The sequence below is a fragment of the Ensifer sp. Root1252 genome, assembly GCF_001425885.1.
GTDB lineage: Bacteria > Pseudomonadota > Alphaproteobacteria > Rhizobiales > Rhizobiaceae > Ensifer > Ensifer canadensis.
In genome coordinates this window covers 183,066-206,479 of record NZ_LMDT01000002.1, presented here as the reverse complement: position 1 = coordinate 206,479, position 23,414 = coordinate 183,066, and the positions used below count along the sequence as shown (strand labels likewise).

The following is a 23,414-nucleotide window of genomic DNA, read 5'->3' as shown; positions in this document are numbered from 1 at the left end:
CGTCGTATTAGACGCGCAAAGGTCGCTGTAACGCTTTGAATTGCTGCATGTTTTTATCCATAGATCGAATAGGATTTAAGGAAACACGCAGTAGGCCAAGTTAAACGGAGGGAATGAATTATGAGTGGCATGAGAAACCTTTATTTTGGTTTGCTGGCTTCCGTATTCGCGACCGCGCTGGCTGCGCCATCAGTTGCGCAGCAGCCGCAGCCAAAACCCAACATTCTTGTCATCATGGGAGATGACGTCGGCTGGTTCAATATCGGTGCCTATCACCGGGGAATAATGTCCGGGAAGACGCCCAGCCTCGACAAGCTGGCGGCGGAGGGCATGATGTTCACGGATTATTATGCCGAGGCAAGTTGCACTGCTGGACGGGCGAGTTTCATTACCGGTGAAATTCCGCTCCGAACGGGCCTGACGACGGTTGGCCAGGCGGGCGCAGACGTAGGAATGCCTGACAAGGCGGCAACCATAGCCGCCGCGCTGAAGACGGAGGGATACGCCACCGGCCAGTTCGGCAAGAACCATCTCGGCGATCTGAACAAGTTTCTGCCGACACTGCATGGGTTCGACGAGTTCTTCGGTTACCTCTATCACCTCGACGCGATGTCAGACCCCTATTGGTATTCGTTTCCGAACGAACAGTCGTACCGAGACAAGGTCGGGCCGCGCAATCTGGTCCACACCTTTGCTACCGATACGGACGACACATCCGAACAGCCGCGTTGGGGCAAGATCGGCAAGCAGAGGATCGTGGACGAGGGTCCCCTAGCGCCGTACCCTGACATGTCCAACGTTCCGAACATGCATGACATCATGCCCAAGGCCAAATACGACATGGGCTCCTTCGATGAAGTCCTGGTCAAGTCGTCGTGCGATTTCATGGACAAGGCAAAGACAGACGGCAAACCGTTCTTTGTCTGGCACAATACGACGCGAATGCACGTCTGGACTTTCCTGTCGCCAAAATACCAAGCGCTGATGAACAGCGACACCAACTATGGCCTCGAAGAAGCTGGCATGGCGCAGCTCGATGACAGCGTCGGCGCTCTCCTGAAATGCGTGCAAGATGCGGGTGAGACCGACAACACCATCGTCATTTTCACGACCGACAACGGCGCGGAGGTGTTTACCTGGCCCGACGGTGGCATGACCCCGTTCAAGGGCACCAAGGGTACGGTAATGGAGGGCGGGTTCCGCGCGCCGGCCATTATCCGTTGGCCGGGCAAGGTTAAGGCGGGAACGGTCGAGAACGGCATATTTTCTGCCTTGGATTGGTTCCCAACGCTGGTCGCGGCGGCGGGCAACAGCGAGATTACTGACCAGTTGCTCAAGGGCGCGAAGCTGGGCGACAAGACCTACAAGAACCACCTTGATGGCTACAACCAACTCGACCTGTTGACGGGCAAAGGACCATCCGCACGGCATGAATTCTTCTACTTCGGCGGCCCTTCTCTGGGGGCAGTTCGCATCGATGACTTCAAGTATCAGTTCTTCCAGCAGCCTCAGGGTTGGCCCGGTGCGAAGGTAACAACGGACATGCCCACCATGGTCAATATCCGTCAGGACCCATTCGAGCGGACGCCGTCGATTGGCAGTCAAAGCCTCAATGACCTCGGTGGGGGCTACATGAACGACTTCTATGCTCGCGAGTTCTGGCGTTTCGTCAGTGTTCAGCAGGAAGTCGGCAAACTTGCGCTCACCGCGATTGACTATCCGCCAATGCAGGATCCGGCCTCCTTCAACCTGGATGCAGTGAAGAAACAGATCGATGCGGCGATCAAGAACAAGCCGGGGAACTAGTCGAACATGTCGAGACGAGGGTTGTTCGATTGACTGCCCTCATTCTCCCGGTCGGCCGAAATCAGCGGTGTGATATTCCAGCGGACATCCGCTGGAAACGACCGCTTTGCACCGGAAGTCGCGGTTGGGGGCGTTGCTCCATAAGACCGGAAAGAAGCGCGGCTGCCTGGGCCGCGCTAGAGGACATCGAGGATGTCGCGGGTCAAAGTGCCGGTATGTTAGCCTGCGAAAAACCCGCGAACGCCGCTGCCGGCAGCGGACCTGCGGTCATCAAGGTAAAATCGAACGGTGCGCGCACGTCCGGACCGAGCACATACTGGCGATGAACGCGCAGGAAGTTGCGCCTGATCCGCCTATAGCGGTCAGGCGACAGCATGTGCTTGACCTTGATATAGGCGATGGACGGCTGCCTTGCCTCAGGATGCCCCGACAGGGCGACGACACGCGTCTTGTAGAAGTGGATGGCATCCGTCAGGCAATGGACCTCGAACCAGAAGATTTCCTTGGCGCGGGCAATTGCCCCGACGCGGGCCCGCAGGGCATGGGCCGGCGCCATCAGCGCGCATTGCAGGATCGCGCCGCCAAGTGTTGCGAACACCACCCGTTTGCCTTCGATAACATCCGGCCGCCGCTCGATCAGCATGCCGATGACATGCGCGGCGACACTCGAACCCATGCTGTGCGAGCTGATAAGATACTCGTCGGCGTCCTCGCTGAACGCCTCGCAAGCGGCATCCACACAGCTTTCGAGCCAACGGTTGAAATCGGGCCGATCCAGTCGTGCCATGGCCACGGCCATTTCCCAGTCGGCAAACAGGTGCAGCGTATGGAACTTCGTGGCCAACGGCATCATGACCTGTTGCAGCAGGAGACCGGCCAGCGGTACGCTCCACAGCAGGTTCCAGCTCGAAAGGCTCAGCCAGTGCGGAATGAATGCAACGACTAGGGCCGCTGCCGTCATCAATCCGGCCAGCAGGAAGGGGAACAGGAAAAATAGGCCAAAGCGCCAGGCATGGCGAAAATAACCCCAAAGCCCACCGTTGAACGTTACGTTCAGCGCACTGGCAAATCCGCCGCCCAGCCGGCGTGTGAATGACTGGCGGCTCAAGGTATCGACGAGCACATCGTGATCGAAAACATGGATACGGCTTGAAGTCCGCCAGTCCGGTCCGGCACAGTCGACGTCGAAATGCGTCGCCGCGCCCGTGCTCACCAAGGGCCCGACATCGGACTTGAAGTCCCATACCTCGGCGCTCTGCCGCGCTGAACGGGCGTAACGCCGGCGGTGCGCCTCCGCGTCGAAGGGCTCAAAGCCCGTAAAATGCAGTACGACCCTCTTTTTCACACGGGACATGGGAGGCTTCTGTGATGATGGTTTCGAGAGTTGCCGCCAAGCGACGCGGCGGCGATCCCGATTGGGTGACCGCTGGGCATCTGGCGACGTAAGGCGAGGAAGGGCAGGAGGCGGAATCAGCTTGAAATTGACCGGCTCCGTATCGATGCGAACTGCGGCGCAATCGTGATCGGTCGAGCGGCCTGCGTCGGGCTCGGTGAAATAAAATGGTACCGGCAAGTGCGATGGGATGGAATGCCACGCCACTCGTCTCTAGGGGCGACATATCTGCCATCGAAACCGCAAAGCAACTTGGCCTTGGCCGCTCAACGGGCTATCGAGGAGCGCGGTTCGATCAAGGAGTTTCAGGAGCGTTGGCCCCTAAACGGCGACGAACCTGGATAAGATCATCCGTGGTCGGAGAACCCCGGGTTGCCGTTGAACGCATTGCCGAGAAGAGTGAACCTATGAACACCAATCCAGACACCGATTTTCCCGAACTCAATGCGATCGAAGCCCGTGTTCTTGGCTGCCTGATCGAGAAGAAGGAAACCACTCCTGACGTCTATCCGTTGACGCTCAATTCCCTCCACTCCGCCGCCAACCAGAAGACGGCGCGCGATCCGGTGATGGCGTTGGAACAGGCCGATGTGCATCGTGCGCTCAATTCGCTCGCCCAGAAGGGATTGGTCCGGCAGGCCTTTGCATCGCGCGTCGAGCGTTATGAACATCAGGCCGCCAACCGCTTTTCACTGACCTCGCCGCAAATCGTCGTGCTCGGGCTGCTTTTGCTGCGCGGCCCGCAGACAGCCTACGAGCTCTGGTCCCGCAGCGAGCGCATGGCGCGGTTCCAGTCGGTGGAGGATCTCAAGGATAACCTCGACCTGATGATCGGACGTCGGCCTCCGCTGATCGTGCAGCTCAACCGCGGCGCCGGCCAGCGCGAAGACCGGTTTGCGCATCTTTTGTGTGGCGAGGTCGATCAGACGATCACCGCGGCGCCGAGCATGCCGTCCTTCGCCACGTCGGGCCTGTCCGAGCTGGAACAGCGCGTACAGACGCTGGAAGAGACTGTGGCGGTGCTCCAGGCTGAAATTGCCGCGCTCAAGGATCATTGAACGGCCGCGGGGAAAAGACAACCTTGACGCTTGCGAATTGGAGGCCGGCCGCTGTGGCGACCGGCCTCATGTTTACTTTCCCGCCGACGCCGCAGCCGTCCTTGCGGTCTCCGCTTCGCCAATGGCGGCAGCGCATTCCTCGCAGCAGACTTCTACCGTCTTGCCGCCGAGCTTGACCTTGATGCTGTTCTGATCGAGTTCGCAGTCGCAGGCCGCGCAGGTTTTCTGGCTCATCGTCTTCGTCTCCTCTTGGTCGTGATTTCGACCATTGGAGAAGATCATCTGCACGGCGGTGCCGCTGTCAGATTCTTTAGCGATCGATGCGACCGTTGGCAGGTGGCAAGGCGGCACGTTAGTTTCGATTGGGCGCACACGCTGCGGCCGCGCGCGTCCTCCGTATCCTTGCCGGCGCCAGCTATGTTTGGAGAAGAGCATGTTTTCTGCCCGCCCTGGGAGTGCTGAAACCGTGCGACAGTTCCCAAAGCGCCCGTGTCGCGCGGCGAAAAATAGACCCATAAAAGTTGATTGATTTTCGGCTGCAAGATCGCCAGAGTAGCGAGGTAGAGCACAGCTCGTCCGCTTCAAGTCAAAAATGAGCAAAGCCGCGAACGAGGCAGTATTTCGGTGTTCCGAAACTATATTGATTGACATTTGCAAGACGAAAACAAAAATAAAAAATGGGCCCCGGCATGTACAGCCAGGGCCATTTTTTTATGCGATGCACCGACAAAGACCGATGACACCGCTAAAACGCAATCACGAAAAGTTGACTGTCCGCCGAACGGGTTCACGCCCCTCGATCACGCGGCGAACCTGCCGGCGATCGCAACGTAGGATATCGAGGCAATCATTGCCGAACCATTCCAGCGATGCGTCGAGCTGTCCGTCGTCCACGATCTCCAGGAGAAAGCCGACATAGTCGACGGTGCCTTCGAACAACGGCGTCATTCCGTCGCGACGGCCGGCCGCGGCATAGACATTCGCTGGTTCGAAGACCGAGAGGTCAGACCGGTCGCGGATGTTCTTCAGATGGTAATGGCGGATGTGCGGTATCATCTGGCGGTGCACGGCGATTGGATCGTCGCCGCCCTCCCAGACGTGGAGCGTATCGAAATTGATCGCGAAGGCGGGTTGGTCGACCTCCTCGATGAGGCGCAATGTCGAGGCCGCAGTATCGGCCAGCGTCTTCGGATGTGTCTCCGCCAGCAGTTGAATGCCGTAGCTGGCAGTGATCGCGCATATCTCTCTCAGCCGCTCCACGATGCGCTGCCGCTCTTCGTGGGAGACGGAGAGACTGCCGCAATTGCCGGCGAAGGTACGGATTTTGCGGGTTCTCCAGCGGCGGGCGAGCCTGCAGAGCTCGACAGTCTTGTGCCGCAGCGTCTCCTTATCGCCGTCGAGCGGCAGATAGTCGCTGATCATCGGCACATTCAGCCCGAAAGTATCGAGCCAATCGGCATTGCGGTCGGGCTGCTGCGCCAGGTTGCGTGCATGCGCACCCCAGAGCTCGATCCCCTGAAAATCGTTGGATTGCGCCCAGGCGGCGATTTCGCCGAGGGAAATCAGATGATGGCGAAACGTGATCGTGCACAGCGATATGTTCATCGCGCAACCCTTTTCAGCGTGGGCCTCTCCAGCATGGGAATGTCGGCGGCAATGTTCCGTTCGCACCAGAGATCGAAGATCTCGGCGAGCTTGCCTTTCAGTTTCGTCTCGATCCGGTCGGCTTCTGCCAGCCGCTCGAACACCGGGGTGGCCAAGGCGCGGTCGCCGGTCTGGCTCAGCTTCATGCAATCGTAGTGCAGCGATTTCAACGCCTGGACGAGCGCCTCGATCTCTTCGCACCAGCCTTCGAACTCGGCCGCCGGCAGCTTTAGGGCTCGCCAGAAGAACGCAAAGCCATGCTCGTAGGCGTATTTGCGGATGGTGATGACGGGCAGTTCGCGCACGGCCTCCGTGAGGTCGGAGAGGTCGATGCCGCCGCGTCCGTCGATATGAGCCGTGACGATCATGCGAACGGTGTCGGCCAGCGGATTGCTGTCTCTGATAAAGCAGGCCTCGAAATAGGCCTTGAGGTCTTCGGCTGCCGGTGGCCGAGCCTCTGCATTGTCGAAGACATAGCCGCCGCCGACGGTCGGCTGCATCACCGCATGGATCACCTTGTCCCGCGCGATCTCGCCTTCCCAACGGTAGTCGGGATCATGCACGAACCACGTATCGGGGTCGGCGGTTTCCTGCAGCATGAGGTAGTGCGGGAAGGGGTTCTGGTTGAACTTGTTCTCGCGCTCCGGCAGGTGGAACATGTCGAGCATGACCATGACGGAGCCGGTATCTGCGCGCCTGTTGACGAGGTCGAGCATCACGGCGAGATTTTCGCTCTTGCTGATGTCAGGGTCGTACCACTCGTAAACGGTGACGCCGTATAGCCGCTGAAACCAGCTGCGGAAGAATTCCTGGCTGATCTCGGGTGCGTGATAGAGAAGCTGGAAACGGTCGCTAAGCGCAAACTTTGCATCCCAGACACCGAAATAGAATGGCCTGTGATCCAGGCCCTTGCGCTTCAGCCCGTCGCAGACGCAACTGACAAAGCAGTGCACCTTGATGTCGTAATAGGCCTCGCCATGCACGCCTTCGTCGGTCGTGCCGCCGGTCAGCGGAAACGATGGGACCACCGTCGCGGAGGGCTTCGGCTCATAGAGCGCGGCGAGGTCGGCGACGGTGTGGACATCCTGGCGGGCGATCGCCTCTTCAGGAACACTCAGCCCGTATTCCAGCTCCAAATTGAGAAAGATCTGCAGGATCAGGACGGAATCGAGATAGAGGTCCTCGTTGAGGCGAGCGTCGGGGCCGAAGCCGTCGAGATGCGGATGCATCATAAGGTCGCTAAGGACCTCGTGGATTGCCTCGAGGATTTCGTTGCTGGTCATGACGCGGCTCCGGCGATCGGTTTGGTGAACTCACCGGCCGCGTGCCGGGCGGCAACCTCGCGGCGGCTGATCTTGCCGTTGGCCTGGCGCGGGATGGTGTCGACCTGGCGGATGTCCATCGGCAGCTGATGATTGGCGAGGTGTTGACTGCACCATTCGCGGATCGCCTGCGGCGCGATGGTTTGACTGGCGCTGAACAGCAAGGCCACGCGCTCGCCTGCGAAACGGTCGCCCATGCGGAAGGCTACGGCGTCGCTGACTTCAGCCATCGCCATTGCCGCGTCCTCGACATCCCGGGGATAGACGTTGAGACCGGAGACATTGATCATGTCGTCCATGCGCGACACGAAGACCAGCATGCCGTCATCGCGGCGATAGCCGAGATCGCGGGTGTGGATGGCAATGCCGTCGTCCTTGGTCACGACGATTTCATCCGCATTTTCGGCGTTGCTGCCGGTTTGCGGCAGAAGATGCGGCAGCACGAACCCCATGTCGCCGGCGTTGGCGACATCCGGATTGATGGCGATGCATCCGGCTTCGGAGCAGCCATATTGCTGGAACATATGCCGGCTCCTGGCCCTGATCTGCGCAAACCAGGGATCCGGCAGCAGCGTGCCCGACGTCATCGTCGCATGGATCTGCTCGCCGTCCGGCAGCAGCCGGGCGAGCGTGTGCAGGATGGCCGGCGACGAATAGAGCAGCGGCCGCTCGATCTTGCGCAGAACCTTCATGAGGTATTTGGGGTTGGCCGTGTTGACGATAACTGGTGTCTGACCGCGCTTGAGCGCCACGAGGATGCCGCAGATCAGGCCGTAGGAATGGGTGGTCGGGCAGGCGATGACCGGGGTCATGTCCTCCGGCGCGCGGAAGCTGCCAATATAGCTTTCGATCTCGGCGTCGATATCCTCCCAGCTACGCGCCACGCATTTTGGTGCACCTGTTGTGCCCGAGCTCATCTGGAGAAGCGTTCCGACCGGCAAGGCGTTCGACGGTCGTTCCAGCACTTCCGCCGTCAGGCTGTTGTAGAACAGCCGATCGCAGCCGGCGCCGGCCGCAAGCTTGCGCGCGGCGGCATAGGGCGTGCCCGGATGGATCGGCAACACGCTGGCGCCGGCCTTGCGGATGGCGAAGAATAGCGCCAGCCAGTCGATGGTTTCGGCAAAGCAGACCGCGTAGCGTCCGTCGTCGCGGTCCTTCAGGCCGATCCGCCCGGCCAGGCGTGCGGATGTTTCGTCGAAATAGGCGCGATCATAGAGCCTGTCGTCGATACGGATCATGGCTTTCTCCTTTGTTGAAGCCTGTCCGCGGCCAAGGCATTGGGCACTACGTGGTGGTACTCGGGCTTGCGGGCGAAGAGCTTCCTCGTAATCAGGGATTCGGTGAGAATTTCGGGGCCGTCGTGGCCCAGCTGCGCCTGCCGTCCCGCCGTGCCATGCTTGTGCGGATAGGATGACAGCAGGCTTTCGACCCGCTGCCAGAACAGCTGTTCGCTGAGGGCGTAGCAATGGCCGAGAAGGTGGCTGATCTCGCTCAGATTGTAGACGAACAGGGTGTCCATCACCAGTTCGCGCAGGCAATCCAGATTGTCCGTCCAGTAGAACTGGTCCGGCTCGGCGTCCCGGTAAAGCGGATGCAGGGATGGAAAATCGGGCGCCTTTTCCGGTTCGCGCAGAAAGCCCTGCGAGAATTCGATGCTTTCGTGGAAGTCCCGCAGGATCAACCGTACCGGCCATCCGTCGCGGTGCACGAGCAGCATGTTCTGGCCATGCGCCTCGACGGCGATACCGTGATGGACGAGCAGATGCCAGACCGGCAGGACGGCGACTTCGAGCAACCGGTTGATCCATGGCATCAGGCCGAAGCGCCGGATCCAGTCGTCGGCAAAGGGCCGCCTGTCTGTCTCCATCATCATCAACGCGGTGAAGGGAATGACGGCTTCTCCGGTTTCAAGCATTGCCTGCGCGCTCTGGCGCCAGATCGCGCCCACTTGTCCGGCCAGCGGCTCGTCCGCATCGGCGATGATCCCGGCATATTCCTGCAGGATGGTGAGCGGGTATTGTTCGCTGAACAGCGGATCCGAAGCGACGATCTCGCCGATCCAGCTTGAGATAATCGGCGCGGTGCAGACCGAATGCGGCTCCAGGATGCGCCGCGAGGACGTGTTGACGATGTTGAGCGGTAGCTTGACGCTTGCCGCGTGCGGTCGGTCCTGGTTGAGCAACGAGCGTACCGACTGGGTCGCCGTGTAGCGGTCGCCCGCCGGGCCGAGGCAATGGGCATCGCCGTCTGCGATCCAGCCGGCAAGCAGCGTTTCGCTCAGGTTGCGCCATTGCCACGGATGCAGCGGCACGAGCCCGAAATCCTCAGTGCAGACACCGAGCTGCTGTTGCATGCCCTGAAGATGCGCCCAGGTTTCCCCGCCAAGTTCGGTCCGCCAGAATGCCTCTTCTGTGTCGGGCAGCGCCTGGCGCAGATGCTTGCGCGCGACGAGCAGCCAGACGAGCTGAAACGACTGGCCGGCCTCCGGGCCGAAGAGGACATGGTCCGCCTGGGAGAAGCCGGTGCGGGCCTTGTAGCAGGGGTGGTAGGGATGCCCCTCGTCGATTGCACCTTCGAGCTCGGCGAAGGACATCTCCCGTCGGGGACGGGCGATAAGATGGCGGTCGTTCCACTCGGAAAAGGCGATCGTCTGCTTCATCTCGTTCAGCAGCTTGCCACGGGTGATGCCGCTGCCGGGCAGGGCCGAAACCATAACCGAGAGCGACGCCTCGCCCCAGCTGCCGTCGCTTTCCCGCATCTGCACCGATCCCGGCAATGGCCGGATTCGCCCGAATGCGCCGAGGATGGCATCGCACCGAAAGTCGCGGCCGCCGAGCGTCCAACGAAAATGCGTTGCACCATCGCCGCCGCCCTCGCTCTGGCGCGCTTCGATGACGCCTTCGAACACAAGGGCGGCGGCAAGCTGGCGAAGCACCCGGTCGTCGGGGCGTCCCCGGAGATCAAGAGGCAATGGCATGGCTGGTCCTCAGGGTCGTCAGCGCCGCGGGTGCCCGCAAAGGGTTTGGAACGGGGCGATAAAGGACCGGCGCGTGGTCGGATTGCAGTTCGTCGACATTGAACAGCCGGGTGGTCAGGTTGGCCTTCGACGCGATCGTCGGCAGGTCCAGCACATGCCGGGCGAAATCCCGTCCGGCGCCGGTCATGCCGAGCGCGCATTGCTCCAGGTGGTTCCGGAGCATCCTGAGAAGCGTGCCTTCGTCGCACAATCCGTCGTGGCCCATGCGGCTGATGACCGAGAACACCTGATTGACGATGAGGTAATAGGCGAAGCGGTCGCGGATCTCGCTTTCGGGAAAATAGAGCGACGGGATCGTCTCGGTTTCCGGGACGAGACTTGCCAGCAGGCCACGATAACGTTCGGAGAGATAAAAACCCTGGTTGTCGCGGTAGTAGCTGACCGACGGGTAACCGGCGCCGATGTCGAGCAGGCTGTTTTGCTGATGCGCTTCAAGCGCGACACCATAGTCTTCGTAAAGCCGGATCAGCGGTTCTACGGCGCATGCGAGATAGCGTTGGAACCAGATTATGCAGGTGTCGGCGAGAGGCTCTCCGTCCCTTGCGGCGAGCGTGCGCAGGAGTTTTTCGAGCCTCGACGGTGTTTGCGCAAGCGGGTCGGCCGTCAGCGCGGCCACGGTTATGACGCCCTGTCCGTTGCCGCGCGCGAAGGGGTTTTCGCGCAGGATGACCTCGAAGCCGCTCTCGCTGTGACCCGGCAAATCGAGCGTGATATAGGCCGGGTCCTGGATGATCCTGAAGTTCGCCGCGCGTTTAGCCAGGCCGATCCGGTCGACGAGCTTGGCCATGGCGACACCGGCCTCCAGCTCCTGCCTTCGGTTCAGGCGCACGGAATTGGTGATGCGCACCGGCAGCGAAAACTTGAGCATCCAGTCTTCAGCAGCACCATAGACCGTGCGGACGGACGACGTTGCGCTGAAGAGAGAACCGGTTGGGCCGAGGTGACGCAGGATGCCGGCCCGCTGCATCGCCTGAATACCGGGATCGAGAAGCAGGGCTTCCGCCTGCAACGGGTGCATCGGCAGCAGGCATTCGTCACCGGCAAGGCCCAGCCCTTCCGCGTCAAGTCCTGACAGCGAGCGGATGATATCCGGTGCCTGTATCGAGCGGGAGGATGCGTGACTGACGTGGTCCGCCTTCGCAGCGAAATAATGCAGCTTGAACTGGCCGCGCAGTTCCGGCGCATAGCTTTCCTGCTGCCAATAGGTCATGCCCTGCCGGCTCTTCGGCGTGGGGTGCAGCCAGTGCCCGAAGACAAGTGACTGCTCGGCCTCGAGAAAATCGTTGGCGTCTTCCTGACGCGGTTGCGCCCTGTCGACGTAGAGGGCGGTCTGCTGATAGCTTTCGAGCACCCGGATCAGAAGCTCGAGCTCGAAGCCGCGCAACGCATCTGTCTGACCGGCGCCGTCCTGACGGTAGGCGGCCTGGACCAGCATATGGAGCGCAGACATCAGCTCGATCGGACGCCACGACGGATCGGAGACGTTGCGCCCCCAGGCCCTGCCGAAGTGAAGCGGGCCGCACAGCGACGATGAGATAACCTCGACGCGCAGCATCATTTGCTGGCGGGGAAGCGACCATTCGATGCTGTCGCAGGATCCGCTGGCGGTCCGGTGCATGACCGGCACGCCGGGATTGATCTCCCTGAGGTAGCAGTTGGCGAAGCTTTGAAATGTCGCAGTTTCTGCGATTTGCCTAGACGATTTCATGTCTGTCGATCCTCGGCACGCGACATGCAAAGTCGCGCAATCGCGTCGCGTGGGAGGCGCAACGCATTGAATTTTCGTAGTGAACGGGCTCAGGTCGGCGTGATATGCATCACGCACGGTCTGCCAGCCGCCCGAGGAGGCGGATGGGATTGGCGCAGGATATGGCGGGCTGACAGCCGGGCGCCACATGAGGTTGGCCCAGGCGGGCGCGATTGACGACGTCCGTTTGAACGGTTGGTGCGGACGGAAGCGATATGTGTCGGCGACGCCGCGTGCCAGGTCGTGAACGTCAATGCATCGGTCGCCATCGCTCCAGGAAGAAACGAACCTGTGCGGTCACGTTTCTCCTCGAACGGCGGACGTCCGTTGCGGCATTCCGGTGAGCTCATCTTCCACCCGTCTCGGCTTTCGGCGCGGTGCTTCAGCAGGCGCTTTCATACAAAGACGACCGGCTCCCGATTTTTTTTCACCGATCCGGAATTTTTTTATGATTATTTTTGTCCAGTTAAATCCGGGCCCGGCCCCAAGGTGGATCGGTGCCGGGTCGTACGTCGCAATCGCCCGACGGGGCGTGGCGACACGGCCCTCCGGCAGGCAATTTTGGGTATTAGCGCAGATGCAGGGCGCGCTGGAATTCGGCGGGCGTGCGCCCATAGGCCTGTTTGAAGGACGCACTGAAATGGCTGTGGCTGGAAAAGCCGAGGTCGAGGCCGAGTGCCGTCAAGTCATGGCAGGAGCCGAGCAGGTCCAGCGCTCGCGCAAGCCGCAGCCGCAACTGATAGCGATAGAGCGGCATGGCTTCGACCTGCTGGAAAACCTGGGTGAGATAAACAGGTGACACGCCGACCTCCGTTGCCACCTCGGCCAATGTCCAGCGGCGGGCGAGATCGGTCGAAAGAACCAGCTTGGCCCGATCGACCAGCTTTTCGCGCCCATAGGTCGTAGCAGCGCTATGCGACGTCCTCTCGCCGAGCGAACGCCGGATCAATGTCAGCGTCAGGGTCTCGGCTTCGAGCGTTTCGGCAATCCCGCGGCGAAGGCTGTAACGCAACAGCGCGACAAGCGCCTGCGCTCGTGGATCGATCCGCCGGCGCGGTCTTTTGAACGCGGCAAGCGCGCCCGACCGCAATTGCTCTTTCGGCGCGAGTTCGCAGAGGATGGCTTCGTCCACTTGCACGTCGAGGCATGCATCGCCGCCTTCGATCGGATGACTGACGCGATAGTCTTCGCTGCGGTTGAAGAAGATCACCTGATTGGATTCAGCCACCGTATCGGCCTTGCCCACATGCCGCATGAACACGCCGCGATAGGGATAGACGAGGCTTGTGCGGTGGGAGCATTCCTCGCCGCTTTTCCCGCGACACGCGCCATCGCAGACCACGTCCCGCAGCGAGGCGGTCGAGGTGTCGAGAAGCGTCTGGCACGAAAACTGGGACATTGCGGTCCTATTCGTCGCGTTTGTAGAAATCGTTATAGGCGGCCCCGCGCGTCAGGCCAATATCCTTCAGCTGATGATCGGAAAGCGCAAGCAGATCCAGGCGCCCGCGCCGCGTCTCCATCCAGCGGGATACCCGCGCAAGCAGCCGCCGGGAAAAGCCATGTGTTTCGAATGCCGTCGAAAATCGGTCTCGTGGGCCGATCAGGCGAGTGGAGACATAGATCAGGTTGTCATGGGATGAAGCTGTGTCCGCCATCGGATCATCTCCTGTCATTCGTTTCCGATGATGGCAGGATGACGCGTCGTGGCCGCCGCCGCTGTCAGATTATTTAGCAATCGATGGGGGCTCGCCTCGGCATTTGGCGACCGGCGCCTCGAAATACCAAGGTCGCTGCAAGGATAGGACCTTGGTCGCTTTGCAGGCCCTTGCCGCGGCGCTATTCTTCGCCCCGGAGGATCGGTCATGACCAAAATCGCTCTGCCGCTCGTCAGTCATGGACACCCGGATCGGGAGCCGGATTGCGAGCGCGCGGTTGAAGGTGCCTTCCTGGAACTGGTCGACCGTGCGGAGGCCGCGGGTTGGACTTCCGACGAAATTGCGGACTGTCTCGTCAACCTGTCGCACAAGCATCGCACGACGCTCAACGAGGACCTCCACATTCTCGAAGAGATGGCATCCTCGCAGCTGCTCTCGAGAAAACGTCACTAACACCCGTCGTCTTTAAGCATCCATGGCTTCAGGCAGACACGAATTTTCCGTCGTAGCGCACGCGAAAATTGCGGCGTTGGGCATCTTCCTGGAAGCAGAGGAACACGAGTTCGAGATCGTTCGCGCTGCTGCGTCGCCCAAGCAGGCTGAGCGTGATCACAATCACGCCACCATAGGCCCGCGTCAGGTCGATGGCGGCTCTTCGAATTTCATTGGTGCCGACGTCGTCCCGGCCTTCACGCCGTTCGTAAACCTGCCAGAAACGCGCCGTCTCCCAGGCCGCGCGTAGCGCCTCAGTTATCTGATCCTTGAATTCATCTGCCGACCTGCCCTTGCTCCATGAAACGGTCTGCTCGGTGTGATCGCCAAAGATGTCGAGATAGCCGTCATAGTCGCCCGGATCGGAAAAACATTGCTCGATCATCCCGAATGCCACGTCATCGGAAATCGCCGCCTTGAAGTATATCGTCATCGAATCGCCAACCCTGCCTTGAGCGCCTATGTTGTCAAAGCGTCGGCGGCGTATCTAGTCCCCCCGCGCGTCTGATCGATGCCGCGCCAACGATTATCATTTTGCCACAGTGACTTGAGCACGGATAATGCCGCGCCTCCTGTCAGCCTCTCCTTTGAAGAAATCGAGAATTTCCGGGGGGTTGGGTGGTCGCCGCGCCGGCAACCGTGTCGGCTGATCGCATCGCGCATGTTTAGTGATTTCATTTATATGAGTATTGCCTTATATTTATTGATCGTGCTATCTTTGATTTCATTCTTGGCTGGCACAACCCGTATTTCGCCTTCTGACGCATGATCTCAACGATCACGCCAGAAGCGCCATGTGTTTCGACGTTCATATTGGCAGCATAGAAATTTGTTCAGTCCGGCGTAGTGCCGGGATGCAAGGCAGGGATCGGGCGCGATCGCTCCGGTCTGAAACCCCAACGCAGAAAACAGTCGGGAGGAGGCACACTTCCATGCTCGACACGGCATTTCCACGAGAAGTGTTCTCGCGTTCAGCGGCCATTGTTTGTCTGTTGGCTGGGCTCATTGCCCAGGTCACAGTGGCTCGCGCGTCGCAGCCGGACGGCGCGGAGATGCAATTTTTCGTGGTTCGCAGCGGCCAGCCCGGGTGCGAGCCGACCTGCCCCGAGTGGATATCGGCTGAGGGTACGATTGTCGATGAAAGTCCGGCGCGCTTCAAGAAACTGCTCAAGTCGATCGGCACCCGTCGTCTGCCGATCGTGGTGACGTCGCCTGGCGGAGATGTCGATGCTGCGCTTGCGATCGGGCGGATGATCAGAACGCGAAAACTTGAAGCGGCGGTCGGCAAGACCCGCTTCATCGGTTGTCAGCCGGAGCAGCAGGATTGCCGTGACAATGACGGCAAGGGCGCGCGCCATATCGGCATTGCCTATTCCGGCGAAGCCTATTGCAACTCGGCCTGCCCATTGATGCTTGCCGGCGGCACCGAACGCGTCGTCGGCGAATGGGCGTTCCTCGGCGTGCACCAGATCACCACAACCTACATTCAGATCGAGACGCAGTATCTGGCGAAGTATCGTGTCGTGAACGGCAAGAAGAAGATGACCAGCAAGAAAGTCGTCAGCCGCAGGAATATCGGTGGCTACAAGACCTATGAAATTAACAAGGCGACCGAGCGCAAGCTGGTGGCTTATCTCGCGGAGATGGGCGTCGGTCGTGAAGTCATCGATCTGATGAAGATCACGCCCGCTGCCGACATTCGCAAGATCGAGCCCGTTGCGATGCTGGAGATGAAACTGACGACGAAGTTGGGCGGGGTCGAACTGCTGACGTCGGTCGAGGCTTGCAGGACGGTGCCGGCGGCCGCCAATTGCCGCGTCTTTACGACGATGGACCTGGAGTAAAGTCGGTTGCGACGCCGGCAAAGCAACCATGAGCGGGGCAATCGGCGAGCCGATCTCCACGGCGATCAAGGTTGCAGTTCATTCTCAGGCATCGACGAGCAGGCCGCGAGCGCGCGACCCGCAAGAACAATGGCGACCGCCAGGAGAATGAGGCCCGCCGCGACAGCGAAGGTGACCCGCATGCCTGACGCGACGGCCTCGGTTGGTGCCGTGGCGATGTCGGATGCCGCCGATGCCAAGGCGAAGACGGCGCCCATGACGGATGCGCCGGTGACGAGCCCCAGGTTGCGCGACAGGTTGAGCATGCCCGAGATGACGCCGCGGCGATCCGGCGGCACGTCCGCCATGACGGCGGTGTTGTTGGCCGCCTGGAAGAGAGCATAGCCGGCGGTGACGACGACGATGGGCGCGAGGTAGCCCGGGATGGCGAATGTTGCCGGCAGGATGGAGAGTGCTGCGGCGCCGGCCGCGATTGCCGCAAGTCCGGCCATCATCACCGGTCGCGCGCCGAACCGGTCGACGAAGCGGCCCGCCGGTATGCCGCTCAATGCCGCCACCACCGGACCGACCGACATCACCAGCCCAATCGCGGCCGGATCGAGGCCAAGGGCGCGCGTGAGATAGAAGGGACCGACAACCAAAGTCGTCATCATCACCGTCGAGACCAGCGCATTGGTGACCAGGCTCGTGCTCAAGGCCGGATCGCGAAGTATCGCCAAGCGTATCAACGGGGATGCGACCTTCTTTTCGACCATTGCAAAAGCCCCGATGCCCAGGGCCACGGCCAGTAGCAGAACGATATTGAGCGGGCCGAATTGGCCGCGGCCGATGGTCATGGCAAGCGCGTAGGCCGCCAGCGTCAATGCCAGCACGACGGTGCCAGGCACATCGAAGCGGGCAGGGGTGGGCGTCGTCCCTTGGCGGTCGGCAGGCAGATGGCGATGCGCAAGAATGTATGTGAGGAAACCGAGCGGCACATTGACGAGGAAAAGTGCGCGCCAGCCGAAGCCGGTGATCAGCGCGCCGCCGAGCGATGGCCCGAGGGCTGTGCCGATCGCGGACATCGTTCCGAGCAGCCCCATGGCGCTGCCAGTGCGTGCCTTCGGCACCGTCTCGGCGACGAAAGCCATGGTCAGTGCCATCATGATTGCCGCGCCGAGCCCCTGCGCCGCGCGGGCGGTTATCAGCAGCCAGAGCGTCGGGGCGGAGCCGCTTAGGCCCGAGGCAAGCGTAAAGAATGCGACGCCACCGAGCAGCAGTCGGCGTCGGCCGACGATGTCGCCGAGCCGGCCGACGCCGACGATCAACGCGGTGATGGCGAGCAGATAGGCAAGCACCACCCATTGCACGTCCTGGAACGGTGCATCAAAGGTGCTGGCCAGCGTCGGCAGGCCGACATTGGCGATGCTGGTGCCAAGCGCCGACAACAACATGGAGAGCGACAGGCTGGCCAGCGCCCATCGGGCCGAACGCTTCCGTCCAATGGCTTCAACATTTGCCTCGGTGAGCACTGCAATATCTCGCTTCAAGACAAACTCCCTATGCTGGCAATCTCCAAAATGGAGCTGCCAGAAGCCTAAGCGTCTGCGTTACATGGCGGAAGGCGCATGATTTGCACTTTATTCATGCATCAGGCGCCACATCCCGATCAAACTGCGCTATACCAAGCGAATGTCGAAACCCGATCTCAATCTGCTGGTCACCCTCGATGTTCTGCTTGCGGAAGGCAGCGTCGCGCGCGCCGCCGAGCGTCTGCGGCTCAGCCCTTCGGCGATGAGCCGGGCGCTTGCTCGGCTCAGGGCGGTGACGGGCGATCCGCTTCTGGTGCGGGCCGGGCGCGGCCTTGTCCCCACACCGCGGGCACTGGAACTGCGCGAGCGTGTCGGCCAACTCGTCGATGAAGCCGAAGCGGTCCTGCGCCCGGCCGAAATGCTCGAGGTCGGCCAGCTCACGCGCACCTTCACGATTAGGACGAGTGAGGGGTTCGTGGAGAATTTCGGTCCGGACCTTCTCAGGCGCATCGGCGATGAAGCGCCCGGCGTCCGCCTGCGCTTCCTGCCGAAGCCGAACAAGGAAAGCGGCGCGTTGCGCGACGGCAGCGTCGATCTGGAAACCGGTGTGATCGGGCCTGCGACCGGCCCCGAAGTGCAAACGCAGGCGCTGTTCCGGGATCGCTTCATCGGTGTCGTGCGCCGGGAGCACCGCTTGAGCCTCGGCCCGCTGACCGCAGCCGGCTATGCCGGCGGCCGGCATGTGCTCGTCTCCCGGCGTGGTCTCGACAGGGGGCCGATCGACGACGCCCTGGAAAAGCTTGGGCTCAAGCGACAGATCGTCACCACGGTCGGGGGCTTCTCGGCGGCGCTCGCACTTGCGCGCGGATCGGACCTGATCGCTAGCGTCCCTGAACGGCATACGGGAAACCTGCGCGCCGGCATGCACAGTTTCCCTCTGCCAGTTCCGGTGCCTGAGGTTGCCGTCTCAATGCTCTGGCACCCGCGGCTTGATGCCGATCCGGCGCACCGTTGGCTCCGTGCCTGCGTTCGCGAGGTCTGCCTGGCCCAGCTTGCCGATCGGTAAACGAATGAATTGTCCGAAGTCGACGTGACTGCTTTGGGATGACAGGATTTTCAAAGTGACCTGCCGGCAAGCCGCGCCTCCCCAACATGGCCACGCCGCTAATCGACCTTTGGCATTGCAAAGCCAGGTGATGAGACAACATATACCGCTGCTACACTTCCCGATTGCCTCGCTGATATTGTCGCTGGAGATTTCATGACCAAGTCCGTTGCCCCTCAGCTTTCGACACCTGCCGAAGACCCGTTCCTTTGGCTGGAGGATAGGACATCCAAGCCCGCGCTCGACTGGGTGCATCGCCAGAACGGGCTGACGAAAGAGAGGCTGCAAGGCGATCCTTCCTATCAGGCGCGGTTCGAAACGGCGCTGGAGCTGATGACCGCAGAGGACAACATCGCCGTCGGCTATGAACTGCGCGGCCATGTCTACAATTTCTGGCAGGACAAGACCAACGTGCTTGGCCTCTGGCGCCGCACCACTGTGGCTTCCTACAAGACCGAAAAGCCGTATTGGCAAACGATCATCGACTTCGACGCGCTTTCGCAAAAGGAAGGCGTCAAATGGGTGTTCAGCGGCGCGCGCCGCCTCTATCCGGATTTCGACCGTTGCCTCCTGAGCCTGTCGCCCGATGGCGGCGACGCCAGCGAGATGCGCGAGTTCGACATCGAAACCGACAGCTTTGTCGAGGGCGGATTCCGTGCACCCGTTTCGAAATCAAATTTCAGCTGGCTCGACATCAACACGGTCATCGTTGCGGCCGCCTTCGAGGAGGAAGAACGCACGCATTCCGGCTATCCGCGCGTCGTGAAGCTGTGGAAACGGGGCACGGATCTCAGCGAGGCGGTGCCGATCTTCGAAGGGCAGGTCGAGGATCTTGCTGTCGGCGGTTCGCTCGAATTCGATGGCGACGCGCAGTACCTGCTGCTGACAAGGACGATCGATTTCTATTCCGGCCATCATTTCGTCAGGCTGGCTTCGGGCGAGAACCGGCGGCTACCTCTGCCGGACGACGTCGCCGACATCGCAATTCTGAAAGGCCAGATCGTCTTCGCGGTGCGCAGCGTCTGGTCCGCGCCCGGTGGCGTGGCATGTCTGCCGGACGGGCTCTACGCCTTCGATTTCAAGCGCTGGCTGGAAACGGGTGAACTCGGCGCCATCGAAACGGTGCTGCCGCCCGCAGAGCGTGTTTCGATTGCGCATGTCGCCAGCACGCGCGACCGCCTGTTCATCAGCCTGATGGACAATGTGCGCGGCCGCGTGGTGTTTGCCGAACGCGGCGAAGGGGGGTGGTCGCTCACACCGGTCACTCTGCCCGAAAACGGCAATGTCGGCATCAGCCATATCAATCAGTTCGGCTCAAGCGTCTCGTTCTCCTTCACCGATTTTCTGACGCCGAGCTCGATCATCTGGTCTGACGATGACGGCGAGACGCTGGCGACAGTCAAGGCGCAGCCGGCGCGTTTCGATGCGTCAGAGCTGATATCGGAGCAGTTCGAGGCACGCTCGAGGGATGGCACCCTCGTTCCCTATTTTGTCGTTCGGCGTCGCGACCAGCAAAAGCCGGTGCCGGCATTGCTCTACGGCTATGGCGGCTTCGAAGTCCCGCTTCTGCCCGGCTACGCCGGTGTACGCGGCAAGCTCTGGCTTGAAAAGGGCTACGCCTATGTCCAGGCCAACATCCGTGGTGGCGGCGAGTTCGGTCCGCGATGGCATCAGGCAGCACTTAAGGACAAGCGGCAGAACGCGTTCGACGATTTTGCCGCCGTTGCCGAAGATCTGGTGCGGCGCGGGATTTCGACCCCTGCCATGCTCGGCATTCAAGGCGGGTCGAACGGCGGCTTGCTGACCGGTGTTTCGCTGACCCAGCGGCCCGAGCTTTTCGGTGCGGTGCTCATCGAAGTGCCGTTGCTCGACATGCTGCGCTATACCGAATTGCCGCCCGGAGCATCCTGGATGGCCGAATATGGCGATCCGTCCAAGCCCGAGGAAGCGGCCTGGCTGGCGACCTATTCTCCCTACCAACACGTCGCTGATGACGCCGATTATCCACCGGTGCTGCTGGCGACGTCGACCGCCGACGACCGGGTGCATCCCGGCCACGCACGCAAGATGGCAGCACGGCTGCAGGCCGCCGGCCATGCCAACGCGCTGTTCTTCGAGGAAACGGAAGGCGGCCACGGCGGGCGCGGCGACCGCCGGATCCAGGCGGCCCAGACGGCAATGAAGTACATCTTCCTTGAACAGGCATTGAGCGGTGGAACGACGTGACCGTGGCTCAGCCCATACAGGCTGCTATCCGATGGCTGGGTGCCGCGACGCCCCGCCATGCTGCAGCGCCTGGTGGCTGATGGTGACGAGATAGGCGCTCAGGAACAGGATGCCGACCAGCTTGAAAGCCTCCTCGACGAAGGTGGCCCCGCCGACATGGATCGGGGCCATATCGGCGGCGAAGGACAGGCCCATCGACAGGACCGAGCCGACGAGCAGCAGTCGCGGCGTTGCTGCCCGAACCGTGTAGGCGCAGTAGCACAGGGCGCAAAGCACGAGCATGTGCGGCACGAGGGCGACTTCTTCCGGGATGCCCGTGGTCGCGACCGCTTTCAGCAGCACGAGGAAATCGTCGATACCCATCAGGGCTGCAAAGAGCCCACCGGCAAGCAGCGTTCGCCTGAGAGGCGTGGTCCCTTCGGCCCTTGTCGCCGCAAAAGCCTGAAGAGCTGCGGCCGCGCCGACGATCCAGAAGATAACCCCGATATTCGAGACGATGCCGAAATAGCCGGGGTTGCGGGCGATGGCGTTCGGGTTGCGCACGAGGTCGTAATAGTCGATGCCGAAGACCCGGTCGGCGACCACAAGGGACGCGAGAATGGCGACCGAAACGAGGATGACGGCATGATCGTGCCGGCTTCCGATCGATGCCATCTGCCGGCCTCGGCCGGCGGCGAATGCGTCTGTGCCTTGGCATTCATGGCGTCTCGTCCTCGCATTGTTGTGGCAAATCGGAACTGAAACGCGGGCGATCCGGCCCTTTGTTTGTGACAGTTTTGTGACTTTTGGTGTGTTTAGGAAGATGTGGCCGGATAAATTGTATTGGACCGCGCAACGCCCCGAACACTTTCGCCATCAGCTTTGCCGTTTGCCCAAGACGTCGATCAGTGCGCGGGACGCGGCGGAAAGCCGGCGATTGGGAGCGTAGACGATCGAGATCGATCGCGTTCGCCCGTTCAGCTGCGGCAGCAGCTCGATCAGTCTCCCCTGCCGGATGGAGCGCTCGACGACAAAATCATAGGTCTGGCAAATGCCGGCGCCTTGCTCGGCCATCGACACCACGCCGAGCACGTCATCGCTCACCTGAAGCCCGCCGGATGAGGGCGCCCAGTCGAGATCCTGGCCGTTGTCATGGAACATCCAGGGCGCGAACCTACCGGTGCTCGGCATGACGAAGGGCACGCAGTCGTGACGATCGAGATCGGAGATGCTCTGAGGGGTACCGCGACGGGCGACATAGTCGGGCGCGGCGACAAGGCACATCGCCCCGTCCTCGATCTTGCGGGCAACAAGGCCACTGTCCGGCAACTGACCCATGCGGATGGCGAGATCGAAACCTTCGGCAACCAGGTCGACGTTGCGGTTGGTAATGTTGAGCTCGACCTCGACCTTGGGATGGAGCGCGCGGAACCGGCAGAGTTGCGGCGGCAGGCGGAAGTGCCCGTATGTGGTCGGCACGCTGAGGCGGATGCGGCCGGCGATCTGGCCGCTGCCGCCCTGAATCGCGCGCTCGGCGTCGTCGATGGTCGAGAAGGCGGAACGCGCCTGGTCGAGAAAATGCTGTCCGTCGTGGGTGAGACCGATGCGCCTCGTGGTGCGGCGCAGGAGCTGGCTGCCGAGCCGCGCTTCAAGCCTCGAGATGGCGCGGCTGACGACGGAGGGTGTCGTACCAAGGGCGATGGCGCCGGCCGTCAACGAGCCGTGCTCGGCCACCGCCACGAACACTTCGACATCGGCGAGGTAATCGAAACGACGGGGCATCTTTGTCTCCGGAGAACAAATGAATTGAAGTTGAGATCATTTATCGCCTCCGGTGGGGATAATAAAGTCCTGCCAGACCAGCGAAACCAAGAGGTGATCTGATGCCGGCTTCTGACCAAGGGCTGACAAAGCCCGTACTGTTCGTATTGACGAGCCACGCCACCAAGGGAAAGACGGGTGAGCCGACCGGATATTTTCTCGGCGAGGTCACGCATCCGCTTGCCGTGCTTGAGGCGGCGGGCTTCTGGGTGGAGTTCGCCTCGGTTGCAGGCGGTGAGCCACCGGTCGACGGTCTCGATCTCAAGGACGAGATCAATGCACGCTATTGGACCGATCCGCGCTTTCGCGCTGTTGTCGCGGCGACAACGCGCATCGCCGATATCGTCCCTTCCCGCTATCAGGCGATCTTCTTTGCCGGCGGTCACGGAACCATGTGGGACTTTCCCGAAAGCCTCGAGGCGCAAGCCGCGATCCGCGAGATCTATGAGGCGGGAGGCGTGGTCGGAGCCGTCTGCCACGGCCCCTCGGCGCTCGTGAACGCAAAGCTCAGCGACGGCCGTTACCTGGTCGCGGGCCGGAATGTCAGCGCCTTTACCGATGATGAGGAGCGCGCCGTCGGTCTCGAAGACGTTGTGCCGTTCCTGTTGGCAAGCACGCTTTCGGCGCGCGGCGCCCGCCACCAACCCGCTCCCGACTGGACGTCCAATGTGGTGGTGGATGGACGGCTGGTGACCGGCCAAAATCCGCAGTCGGCCCATGGCGTCGGCGAAGCCATCCGCGATCTGCTGCTCGCCGGCCAGGCAAACTGACGCA

The 23,414-nt window shown here is 61.5% G+C and carries 20 protein-coding genes; 7 read left to right on the top strand and 13 right to left on the bottom strand.

Translation table 11 applies throughout. The features are described 5' to 3' along the window. Positions 1-120 precede the first annotated feature (120 nt). Complete coding sequence (locus tag ASD02_RS05425; RefSeq protein WP_057210027.1) at positions 121-1,806, top strand: arylsulfatase; 1,686 nt, start codon at positions 121-123, stop codon at positions 1,804-1,806. A 202-nt stretch (positions 1,807-2,008) separates the two neighbouring features. Here ASD02_RS05425 and ASD02_RS05420 read toward each other — a convergent pair whose 3' ends face one another. Beyond that, positions 2,009-3,160 carry a hypothetical protein gene (locus ASD02_RS05420; protein ID WP_057212907.1) on the bottom strand — a complete coding sequence of 384 codons (1,152 nt, stop codon included), beginning with the start codon at positions 3,158-3,160 and terminating at the stop codon, positions 2,009-2,011. Positions 3,161-3,606: 446 nt separating this feature from the next. Here ASD02_RS05420 and ASD02_RS05415 point away from each other — a divergent pair, with 446 nt between their 5' ends. After that, positions 3,607-4,257, top strand: a complete 651-nt coding sequence (locus ASD02_RS05415) for a DUF480 domain-containing protein (RefSeq protein WP_057221935.1) — start codon at positions 3,607-3,609, stop codon at positions 4,255-4,257. A gap of 72 nt (positions 4,258-4,329) precedes the next feature. Here the strand turns inward: ASD02_RS05415 and ASD02_RS05410 are convergent, their stop codons facing one another. The 8 genes from ASD02_RS05410 to ASD02_RS05375 form a co-directional block, all read right to left on the bottom strand. Continuing rightward, a complete protein-coding gene (locus ASD02_RS05410) occupies positions 4,330-4,692 on the bottom strand; it encodes a hypothetical protein (protein ID WP_156407914.1) in 363 nt (120 codons plus the stop codon). A gap of 321 nt (positions 4,693-5,013) precedes the next feature. Further along, positions 5,014-5,862, bottom strand: coding sequence for a sugar phosphate isomerase/epimerase family protein (locus tag ASD02_RS05405; RefSeq protein ID WP_057212903.1), 849 nt, complete (start codon positions 5,860-5,862; stop codon positions 5,014-5,016). Next, complete coding sequence (locus ASD02_RS05400; protein WP_057212901.1) at positions 5,859-7,184, bottom strand: DUF6005 family protein; 1,326 nt, start codon at positions 7,182-7,184, stop codon at positions 5,859-5,861. The genes ASD02_RS05405 and ASD02_RS05400 overlap by 4 nt, the downstream gene beginning before the upstream one ends. Beyond that, entirely contained in the window at positions 7,181-8,461 is a 1,281-nt protein-coding gene (locus tag ASD02_RS05395) for an AMP-binding protein (RefSeq protein ID WP_057212899.1), read from the bottom strand. Before ASD02_RS05395 ends, ASD02_RS05400 begins: the two co-directional genes overlap by 4 nt. Continuing rightward, positions 8,458-10,200: an IucA/IucC family protein gene (locus ASD02_RS05390; protein ID WP_057212897.1), complete on the bottom strand. Its 1,743-nt coding sequence runs from the start codon at positions 10,198-10,200 to the stop codon at positions 8,458-8,460. The genes ASD02_RS05395 and ASD02_RS05390 overlap by 4 nt, the downstream gene beginning before the upstream one ends. Further along, the gene (locus ASD02_RS05385) at positions 10,184-11,968 is read right to left on the bottom strand and encodes an IucA/IucC family protein (RefSeq protein WP_057212895.1); all 1,785 of its coding nucleotides are present in this window, start codon (positions 11,966-11,968) and stop codon (positions 10,184-10,186) included. Before ASD02_RS05385 ends, ASD02_RS05390 begins: the two co-directional genes overlap by 17 nt. Before the next feature lie 607 nt (positions 11,969-12,575). Further along, positions 12,576-13,406 (bottom strand): helix-turn-helix domain-containing protein, encoded by an 831-nt coding sequence (locus ASD02_RS05380; RefSeq protein ID WP_025429425.1) that lies wholly within the window; start codon positions 13,404-13,406, stop codon positions 12,576-12,578. Positions 13,407-13,413: 7 nt separating this feature from the next. Beyond that, positions 13,414-13,662: a DUF1127 domain-containing protein gene (locus tag ASD02_RS05375; protein ID WP_057212893.1), complete on the bottom strand. Its 249-nt coding sequence runs from the start codon at positions 13,660-13,662 to the stop codon at positions 13,414-13,416. A 207-nt stretch (positions 13,663-13,869) separates the two neighbouring features. On the opposite strand from ASD02_RS05375, the gene ASD02_RS05370 reads away from it, so the two are divergent. Next, positions 13,870-14,115, top strand: a complete 246-nt coding sequence (locus tag ASD02_RS05370; RefSeq protein ID WP_057212891.1) for a hypothetical protein — start codon at positions 13,870-13,872, stop codon at positions 14,113-14,115. Positions 14,116-14,143: 28 nt separating this feature from the next. Here ASD02_RS05370 and ASD02_RS05365 read toward each other — a convergent pair whose 3' ends face one another. After that, complete coding sequence (locus tag ASD02_RS05365; RefSeq protein WP_057212890.1) at positions 14,144-14,587, bottom strand: hypothetical protein; 444 nt, start codon at positions 14,585-14,587, stop codon at positions 14,144-14,146. A 619-nt stretch (positions 14,588-15,206) separates the two neighbouring features. Between ASD02_RS05365 and ASD02_RS05360 the strand changes: the two genes are divergently transcribed. Then, positions 15,207-15,998 (top strand): hypothetical protein, encoded by a 792-nt coding sequence (locus tag ASD02_RS05360; RefSeq protein WP_156407913.1) that lies wholly within the window; start codon positions 15,207-15,209, stop codon positions 15,996-15,998. 65 nt (positions 15,999-16,063) lie between these two features. Here ASD02_RS05360 and ASD02_RS05355 read toward each other — a convergent pair whose 3' ends face one another. Beyond that, positions 16,064-17,515, bottom strand: coding sequence for an MFS transporter (locus ASD02_RS05355; protein ID WP_244494176.1), 1,452 nt, complete (start codon positions 17,513-17,515; stop codon positions 16,064-16,066). A gap of 154 nt (positions 17,516-17,669) precedes the next feature. On the opposite strand from ASD02_RS05355, the gene ASD02_RS05350 reads away from it, so the two are divergent. Further along, entirely contained in the window at positions 17,670-18,575 is a 906-nt protein-coding gene (locus ASD02_RS05350) for a LysR family transcriptional regulator (RefSeq protein WP_057212883.1), read from the top strand. A 195-nt stretch (positions 18,576-18,770) separates the two neighbouring features. Further along, entirely contained in the window at positions 18,771-20,840 is a 2,070-nt protein-coding gene (locus ASD02_RS05345) for a prolyl oligopeptidase family serine peptidase (RefSeq protein WP_057212881.1), read from the top strand. Positions 20,841-20,864: 24 nt separating this feature from the next. Here the strand turns inward: ASD02_RS05345 and ASD02_RS05340 are convergent, their stop codons facing one another. Together ASD02_RS05340 and ASD02_RS05335 are read right to left on the bottom strand one after the other, a co-directional pair. Beyond that, complete coding sequence (locus ASD02_RS05340) at positions 20,865-21,494, bottom strand: hypothetical protein (RefSeq protein WP_057212879.1); 630 nt, start codon at positions 21,492-21,494, stop codon at positions 20,865-20,867. Positions 21,495-21,695: 201 nt separating this feature from the next. Next, a complete protein-coding gene (locus ASD02_RS05335; protein WP_057221933.1) occupies positions 21,696-22,601 on the bottom strand; it encodes a LysR family transcriptional regulator in 906 nt (301 codons plus the stop codon). Positions 22,602-22,702: 101 nt separating this feature from the next. On the opposite strand from ASD02_RS05335, the gene ASD02_RS05330 reads away from it, so the two are divergent. Then, positions 22,703-23,410 (top strand): type 1 glutamine amidotransferase domain-containing protein, encoded by a 708-nt coding sequence (locus ASD02_RS05330; RefSeq protein ID WP_057212875.1) that lies wholly within the window; start codon positions 22,703-22,705, stop codon positions 23,408-23,410. Positions 23,411-23,414 lie beyond the last annotated feature (4 nt).

Coding starts and splice junctions, on each gene's coding strand:
- ASD02_RS05345 (WP_057212881.1), top strand. CDS start 18,771: ATGACCAAGTCCGTTGCCCCTCAGCTTTCGACACCTGCCGAAGACCCG.
- ASD02_RS05420 (WP_057212907.1), bottom strand. CDS start 3,160: ATGTCCCGTGTGAAAAAGAGGGTCGTACTGCATTTTACGGGCTTTGAG.
- ASD02_RS05385 (WP_057212895.1), bottom strand. CDS start 11,968: ATGAAATCGTCTAGGCAAATCGCAGAAACTGCGACATTTCAAAGCTTC.
- ASD02_RS05350 (WP_057212883.1), top strand. CDS start 17,670: ATGTCGAAACCCGATCTCAATCTGCTGGTCACCCTCGATGTTCTGCTT.
- ASD02_RS05395 (WP_057212899.1), bottom strand. CDS start 8,461: ATGATCCGTATCGACGACAGGCTCTATGATCGCGCCTATTTCGACGAA.
- ASD02_RS05380 (WP_025429425.1), bottom strand. CDS start 13,406: ATGTCCCAGTTTTCGTGCCAGACGCTTCTCGACACCTCGACCGCCTCG.
- ASD02_RS05370 (WP_057212891.1), top strand. CDS start 13,870: ATGACCAAAATCGCTCTGCCGCTCGTCAGTCATGGACACCCGGATCGG.
- ASD02_RS05330 (WP_057212875.1), top strand. CDS start 22,703: ATGCCGGCTTCTGACCAAGGGCTGACAAAGCCCGTACTGTTCGTATTG.
- ASD02_RS05360 (WP_156407913.1), top strand. CDS start 15,207: ATGCAATTTTTCGTGGTTCGCAGCGGCCAGCCCGGGTGCGAGCCGACC.
- ASD02_RS05405 (WP_057212903.1), bottom strand. CDS start 5,862: ATGAACATATCGCTGTGCACGATCACGTTTCGCCATCATCTGATTTCC.
- ASD02_RS05340 (WP_057212879.1), bottom strand. CDS start 21,494: ATGGCATCGATCGGAAGCCGGCACGATCATGCCGTCATCCTCGTTTCG.
- ASD02_RS05415 (WP_057221935.1), top strand. CDS start 3,607: ATGAACACCAATCCAGACACCGATTTTCCCGAACTCAATGCGATCGAA.
- ASD02_RS05365 (WP_057212890.1), bottom strand. CDS start 14,587: ATGACGATATACTTCAAGGCGGCGATTTCCGATGACGTGGCATTCGGG.
- ASD02_RS05425 (WP_057210027.1), top strand. CDS start 121: ATGAGTGGCATGAGAAACCTTTATTTTGGTTTGCTGGCTTCCGTATTC.
- ASD02_RS05375 (WP_057212893.1), bottom strand. CDS start 13,662: ATGGCGGACACAGCTTCATCCCATGACAACCTGATCTATGTCTCCACT.
- ASD02_RS05410 (WP_156407914.1), bottom strand. CDS start 4,692: ATGCTCTTCTCCAAACATAGCTGGCGCCGGCAAGGATACGGAGGACGC.
- ASD02_RS05400 (WP_057212901.1), bottom strand. CDS start 7,184: ATGACCAGCAACGAAATCCTCGAGGCAATCCACGAGGTCCTTAGCGAC.
- ASD02_RS05390 (WP_057212897.1), bottom strand. CDS start 10,200: ATGCCATTGCCTCTTGATCTCCGGGGACGCCCCGACGACCGGGTGCTT.
- ASD02_RS05335 (WP_057221933.1), bottom strand. CDS start 22,601: ATGCCCCGTCGTTTCGATTACCTCGCCGATGTCGAAGTGTTCGTGGCG.